Source organism: Listeria rocourtiae subsp. hofi (genome assembly GCF_963575615.1).
Classification (GTDB): Bacteria; Bacillota; Bacilli; order Lactobacillales; family Listeriaceae; genus Listeria_A; species Listeria_A hofi.
Window position 1 is genome coordinate 1 of sequence record NZ_CAUYTL010000064.1, and the last position, 7,011, is coordinate 7,011.

The window sequence follows — 7,011 nt, forward strand, 5'->3', positions numbered from 1 at the left end:
AAAAAGCACCATTGATGATATTTATAAGTACTATCATGCTGAAAACATTGATTTTAATGATTTAGATGCTTTTTTAGGGGTCTCTGTAGCAACGGAACAGAAAACGCCATAGGAATCCGAACAATCAGGTATCTTCAATACAGGAATATTCGTTATTATTTTTAACATAAAAAGAAGTCATGCGCTTTATTCATGACTTTTTACTGTTTTTAATTTTCTATATAATGTGGCTTGACTTATATTGGTTAGCTCTACAATTTCTTTTATACTATATTCCTATGTTACAATAAAATAGTCGTCTACCTTCAGGCGAACATTTTCGCTGAAGGGGGGTGACCTCATGTTCGTTTTATTTTCAAGTATCATCGCACCGATTTTGGTTGGATGTGCTATCGCATGGTTCAAACATATGTTAGAGAATCGGAGCAATGAAAAAAAGTAGGCGACATCTCTAACCCTACACAAGAAAACCCTAGTTGTGCGGCAACTAGGGTTTTTGGGTGAGCCTATGCTCGTTTTATTTTCTACTTCATTATAACAAAGAAACATGAGAAAGTAAATATACGCAACAAATAGATCAATCAAATGCTCGCCAGTTCCAATTTCCTTTATCTAATCCTTGTTGCTTCTCTGCTTCTGTAAAACTCGTACGTCTTGCCGCATCTCTTGCTGTTTGCCATGTCGTTGCTTCTCCAGTTCCGAGAAACGTTTCATAGATATAGCGCTTTTCTGATTCTCCTTTTTGTATAACCACGGATCGGCCAGATGGATGTTTTCCTATCACTTTTTTCACTAAAAGACCACCCTTCATGATACCGTGTGTTTTCATATACGATAACATATTACTAGTTGCTACACCGAAATGCGCTGCTAATTTACTCAAACTCATGTCTGGATGATCTGCCATAAATGCCATGACATCCTCTGGATTCAGTACTTTTTGCTTTCCTCTCTGGAGTTGATAAGGTAACGCATGTTTCTTGATAAATAGTTGTACTTTATTTTCGGACCATTTCAATTCTCTCGCAAGATCAAATTTGGTCCAATCAGTATGTTCCTCCATTATAGTTATAACCCGTGATACCAGTTCTTCCTCAGTTTCTGAAGCTGGTTCTACATCAGAGATGAGTACGGGACAAAACTCATTTTCATACAAAATAAGCAAGATATCACAAATCCTTTTTTACGAGTAGGATGTGAATCTTGCTTGACACAAATCGAGCGAAAGCGTTTGTATTCAGGGGATTTTGTGGAAGCCGGAAGCGGAGTGTACGACTGTACATGAGAACCGGAAGTCCGCCAAATTCCTGAATGCGAGCGCTTGTCGCCGGTTTATTTTAGGTTATGTCTCAGACCCAAAATGCGTTGAAACTCATCCCATGTAACACCTTTTTGACAAACGGCCGCATAAACGGTCGCTGTCGATGCCTCTGGATAGTTCTCATGATACACCATTATTTTATGCGCCACGATATCCATTTCCAACATAGCATACTTATCTCGAACATAGGCTAATTCTTTATCCCACGCGATAATAGACGCTACTTGTTCCTCTGTCATTTTGTAATGCTTCGCTATTTGGGCATGGGAATAGCTTGGATGAGCATACATATAGATAATGATTCGCTCCAAATACCTCTCTTTACCGCTCGCATTCCATGCTAGATTGCCAGAAAATAAATAATTAGCTAGATGCGTGTGTAATTTATTTATTTTTGATTTAATGATATGCTCATTTCTATATTCTACTCTAGCAATTTTTTTGACGGGCCATTGTTTTTCTTTTTGAAATAGCCCCTCTAACAAATGCCATTCGTTCCATGAAGTAGCATCGCAAAAGGCCTTTACTTGCCCTCTATTATAGAGCTGATATACGAGATATCGTAATTCAGACATGCTGGAAGATATAGAAGGGACTGTGGAAACGGCTTCTGTAATGAATAAAATAGAACCTACAACTGAATAGTTATGAAATCTCTGGTCTTATCGATTAGCAAAATTCTATATCAAGGGCTACCTCGTCAAAGATAAAGCATATTTTAAATTTTACTTTTATTGCAAAAATCCTCCTTTTTAATGACATGTTTCTAAACTCCTCTTAAGGCATTTTGACATGCGTTCCTGCAACTTTTCATAATGTGTCAAAAAGCATGCTTTTTGACACATATATATAAAGAAAGAGCATCACTTTTTCAGTGTGCCCTTTCTTTATTACTCAGATGTCAACCTTATTTGGCATCCAACCACAATCATTATCGTCTCTTTTGGCGAGCTATTCTAAATTAGAAACACCTATAACCTCTATATCATCACAAGTGAAATAAATATTACCATCTTCGTAATCAGATATTTCATAGACTTTCTCCAAACCATATTCTCTTTGGTTTATAATTTGAAAACCCATTACTTGTAAGAATGGAAAGAGACTTCCGTCAATCTTTAATGATTCTAATCCACAAAACTTCATATCTACATATTTTTTAGTATCTTTATGGCTATACAACAACCTTAACTTCAAAGTAGCCACCTCAAAGCCATTATGATCCCATTCTATATCATATTCTAGTTTGAGTATTTGTTGGCAATTTTTCTCATCAAAGGTTTTAAAATTGGATTGTAGTATATCATTATTCTTCCAGTCGTTCATTTTTCATCCTCATTTCTTGTAACGATAAATATTATATCTAAAACCATGTCCTCCCTTAGAACCTCTTGTATATTTATAATAGTGTAAGTGTGGAGCCGTGTGATTTTTGTAACCATGTGTGCTATGATCTACACGAAATCGTTGCCTACCAAATTTATCATAAACCACTGTTGATCTTTGCTTAAATCCATTACTGTATTTATAATGCGTAACTCTCGAGCTGGGTTTCCCCATCATCGAAGCATTTTTTGACCAATAAGATTTTGGCACAAACGGTTTAGACCGCTTATTTTTATATTTATAATATTTAGCACGCGCCCCCTTATATAAACGACTACCAATGCTTCCAGCTTTTTTAGCTATTTTGAATTTACCGCCACCCAAAGCTCCTTTCCCTGCTGCAAAAGCGGCCTTCTTCCAGCTCTTTGTTTTCTTATACGCTTTATAACCATCATATGCTGCAAATCCTGCATTAATTGCTAACCACACCCAATGTCCATCTGGATCAATATGCATCACGGGATTATTGTTGGCATAGTTGTAACTATTCATCGTCAATGGATCATCTTCATCCCCTGGGTCTGGATCCACACTGATGAAAATACCTTGTTCTGGTTCATAGTAACGAGCCATCAAATAATACATGCCGATTTCTTTGTCATAGGTGTATCCAGCATAGCCAAATGGGTTTTGTTTGGCTTCGTTCGTTGTTTCAGTTGCTTTTAGTACATTACCCCATGCATCGTAGCTGTACTCTGCTATCGTGTCGCCTGCTTCATTTGTCAGGGCAATCACATCACCATGCGCGTTGTAGTGGTAAAAGACGGTTTTTGCACCGACTTTCATCGCCATACGAACGTTGCTATCGGAATAGACGTATTGGCGTTGTACTGTTCCTGCGCCATCTGTTTCGTATAGAACGTCAATACTATCACCATCGTAGTAATATTTCGTCGTTTGTCCATTCACTGTTTTTTCCACACGACGGTTATCATCATCATATTTATACGTGGCGAATGGGGTTGTTTCGCCTTTTTTCGTAATGGCTGTGAGTTGGTCTGCCGTGTCCCATGTGTAAATATATTTCCCATCACTTAGACGATTGCCATTTGTATCGTAAGTTAGTTTGTCACCGTTCCACATCATTAATTGATTACCATAATTATAACTTGCATCAATAGCTTTTGTCTTGCTAGAATCCGTTACTTTCGTACGGTTACCAAAACCATCGTACGTGTAAGCTTTAACCGTGCCATCTGGAAGTGTTTCTTTCGTCAGTTGGTTGATGGCATCATATTCGTAACTTGTTTTACCTTCTTTTTTATTATCAATACTTGTACGATTACTCGCATTGTCATAGGTATAGCTCTCTTCAAAAAGACTATCGCCTAGCTTGTTTCCGATTTGAATTTCGCGTACTTTTTGAGTGGCATCATACGTGAAGTTAGTCCCAACACCATTTCCATTGATGTAATGACTCACGTTTCCGAATTCATCATAATCTAGGAAATAGTTTCGAGAACCGTCGTTGAATTTTGTATTCTGGTCCAGCGCATTGTAATCATAGGTCGCCTTATAACTATGTGCACCATGCGATACAACAACTTCATTGATTTTGTCGGTTTTTCCTTTGTTGTCTTTGCTTGGTTTGTCTTTATATGTCCAGGAAACACTACCGCCACGCTCGGTTTGTTTCGTGATACGGTCAGCATCATCATAGGCTTTATCACGTGTAACACCATTTATTGCATCCGTAACTTTCGTTTCGTTACCATTTGGATCAAATTGGAAACTAAATGCAGTTTGATTATTCCACTTCACCCCATTATTACGATCCGCAGAATCATAGATATTTTCTAGAATATCACCATTTGGTTTGATAATTTTTGTTTGATTCGCATTAGTATCATATTCATAGCTAACTTTTCTACCTAGAGAATCTGTGAATTGGGTGACTTTGTTGTCACTATCGTAGGCGTAACTATTTTGTTGTTCTTTGCCGTCTGCTGTCACGAACTTCTCGGTTGTATTGCCATTATCATCATACTTGTAGGCAACGGCTGTTCCATTTGCCAAAGTTGTTTTCGTCAATTGGTTGTCTAAGTTATAATCCATTTTCTTCGTATTGCCTTTTTCATCGGTTTCGGTGAGTTTGTTGCCATACACGTCATATGTGAAGGCGGATTTCCGGTGTTCTTCATCATAGGACGCGACTACATAATTCCCCGCACTATCATACGTGTTCTCTGTCAACACTTCCCCGTCCATCACACGCATGTTATCAAACCAGGCTTTCCCTGTATGCTTGCCACGGAATAGCGTCCAGATTTTCAAGCGCGTAATTGGTTTATCGACATTCACGGTCACCGCACTACGATTCCACTCATTCGTTCCTGTTGGGAATGGCGCATAGAAGGATTTCGTAACCCCATCACTCAATACTGCCTCGGCTAGAATCGCGTAATCATTCGACAACTTCTCGCCGCCTGCTGTATTCACCACGTTCTCGGATTTGGACATCGCGGTCACCGTCACATTTTTCGCTGTGGTTTGGTTCAGGACGATTTCTTGTCCATACTTGCTGTCCACATCCGTCACGGCTGTCCGCACAATGCGTGCTGAGGAGCTGTCCGCAAAACCTTCCGTATCATCAATCGCCAGTTTGTCCGCACCTGCGGTGGAACCACGATACCAACCTGTAGCTGCTAATTCACTACTCGCCGTTTCAAAACTACTGTTCAAGACAGGGTTAAAAGTTGCCGATGCTTCCCCTTTTTCCAATTGAAGATTATCAAACCACGCTGTTCCCGTTCCACCAGTATCTTTATTCTGCTCCACTTCTAGGAAAATGTAGGCTTTCGCTGTCGTGGTCTTAATCGTTAACTGGCGCTTCGTCCATGGACGGTTCGCCTTGATATCGCTGTAACGATTACTCTGCCATGCTTCCCCATCGGTGACACGCTTCCCTGTTGCATCCTGCAGCTCGACATTAAAGAACACATTCGTATCCTTCATATCGCTTGTTTTAATGAGTGCGCTCAACGTATACGTGCTATCTGGCTCCAACTCCACGATTTGTTTTCCAGCTGTAAACCCGCGTCCAGTGGATTTCCCAGTGATTTTCAAGGAAGCTGCGCCGCTCACGCCGCCTGGTGCCGCTGTTGTTTTGTCAATCGCTACTGTTCCTGTCATCACAAACAATTATCAATATAATGTCAAAATTCCCTATCACTTTTGGTATATTTCAAAACTCTATTTTGGACATTTTGGGATGCGATTTCTATTCTTTTTGACACACACAATTAAATAAAGCAAGAGCCTCGCTTTTCAGCATGCCCTTGCTTTATTGTTAGATGTCTATTTTAATTGATTTTGTAACTTAAGCATCACATCTTGCTCAACGCTACCACCAAACCGAATCGCAATGATATCCTCTTTTTTAATCCAGCAAGTGCCATCCAATCGTCCCTCATCGCTTATTAAGCTGACTTCTAATCCTTCATAATCGTTTTCCTCGATAATACCTGCAACTTGAGCTTCGTCTCCTAGAATCTCAATGATGGCCATTTCCTTATTGCGGTATACATGATCCACTACAATTTCAAATAGCGAATGTTTTTTGTTTGGTGCTTTATCAAAGAACGCGTGGCTTCTAGGTTGGTCTAAATGTTTTGCAAGTAATTCCGCAGTTTTCAAAAAGGCCGTTTCGATTTCGATGCGACACACCATTTCTAGTGGTAATACGACAAATCCTTCCTCATAGCCATCTGATCGCCTTGCGCGAAACATGACTTCGTTTGCTGTGAGCGCTTCGATGTATCCAGCTTCAAAATAATCCGCTTCACGAGCCGTGTAAATAGCTACGAGCCTATTGTCCTGGTGGCATTTTAGTAGGCGATCATATATGAATTTTGTAGACATATTTATTCCTCCCTTGTGTTTTCCATTAATCTATTCTTCTAGTACAGTAATCAACCACGGTCTTCCCTATAGATTCTTTGTAGTTTTTTATATTACTTGTATAGCTGTTCCTGTTTTCCCCAACCGCTTGCTTTTATTCAGACTAAAAAGCTTGAAAATTTACTCACTACTTACTTCTAGTATCAAAATCTCTTGACAGGTAAAATAAATAGCTCCTCCATCCCAATCTGAAACTTCATATCTACTCTCTAAACCACGCTCAATCTGGTCAACTATTTGAAGTCCCATAACTTGGAAAAGGGAAGAATCCACCCTTCATAACAAAAGAATCTACATTTACAAATTTGATAGTTACATATTTTTTTGAGAGGATGGGACAAAAGTTGATCTACAAATCAACGGATGTTCCATCCTCTTCTTACGATTAGTCAACCAATAAACCT

6 protein-coding genes and 1 pseudogene are annotated in these 7,011 nt (G+C 39.3%); 1 reads left to right on the plus strand and 6 read right to left on the minus strand.

What is annotated here, in order from left to right; genetic code table 11:
- Positions 1-186: 186 nt before the first annotated feature.
- On the minus strand, positions 187-267 hold the full coding sequence (locus R8925_RS15465; RefSeq protein WP_430539459.1) for a hypothetical protein: 81 nt from the start codon (positions 265-267) through the stop codon (positions 187-189).
- Positions 268-340: 73 nt separating this feature from the next.
- Here R8925_RS15465 and R8925_RS15470 point away from each other — a divergent pair, with 73 nt between their 5' ends.
- Complete coding sequence (locus tag R8925_RS15470) at positions 341-442, plus strand: type I toxin-antitoxin system Fst family toxin (protein WP_430536686.1); 102 nt, start codon at positions 341-343, stop codon at positions 440-442.
- Between the two features lie 135 nt (positions 443-577).
- Here R8925_RS15470 and R8925_RS15475 read toward each other — a convergent pair whose 3' ends face one another.
- The 5 genes and pseudogenes from R8925_RS15475 to R8925_RS15495 all read right to left on the minus strand — a co-directional run bounded on the left by R8925_RS15475 (position 578) and on the right by R8925_RS15495 (position 6,568).
- A complete protein-coding gene (locus R8925_RS15475) occupies positions 578-1,063 on the minus strand; it encodes a hypothetical protein (protein ID WP_430536687.1) in 486 nt (161 codons plus the stop codon).
- Positions 1,064-1,332: 269 nt separating this feature from the next.
- On the minus strand, positions 1,333-1,806 hold the full coding sequence (locus R8925_RS15480; RefSeq protein WP_430536688.1) for a hypothetical protein: 474 nt from the start codon (positions 1,804-1,806) through the stop codon (positions 1,333-1,335).
- A 466-nt stretch (positions 1,807-2,272) separates the two neighbouring features.
- Entirely contained in the window at positions 2,273-2,647 is a 375-nt protein-coding gene (locus R8925_RS15485) for a hypothetical protein (RefSeq protein ID WP_430536689.1), read from the minus strand.
- Positions 2,648-2,656: 9 nt separating this feature from the next.
- Positions 2,657-4,792: pseudogene (locus R8925_RS15490) on the minus strand (RHS repeat domain-containing protein); the annotation flags it as partial.
- 1,212 nt (positions 4,793-6,004) lie between these two features.
- Complete coding sequence (locus R8925_RS15495; RefSeq protein WP_430536691.1) at positions 6,005-6,568, minus strand: hypothetical protein; 564 nt, start codon at positions 6,566-6,568, stop codon at positions 6,005-6,007.
- Positions 6,569-7,011 lie beyond the last annotated feature (443 nt).

Coding starts and splice junctions, on each gene's coding strand:
- R8925_RS15485 (WP_430536689.1), bottom strand. CDS start 2,647: ATGAACGACTGGAAGAATAATGATATACTACAATCCAATTTTAAAACC.
- R8925_RS15495 (WP_430536691.1), bottom strand. CDS start 6,568: ATGTCTACAAAATTCATATATGATCGCCTACTAAAATGCCACCAGGAC.
- R8925_RS15475 (WP_430536687.1), bottom strand. CDS start 1,063: ATGGAGGAACATACTGATTGGACCAAATTTGATCTTGCGAGAGAATTG.
- R8925_RS15470 (WP_430536686.1), top strand. CDS start 341: ATGTTCGTTTTATTTTCAAGTATCATCGCACCGATTTTGGTTGGATGT.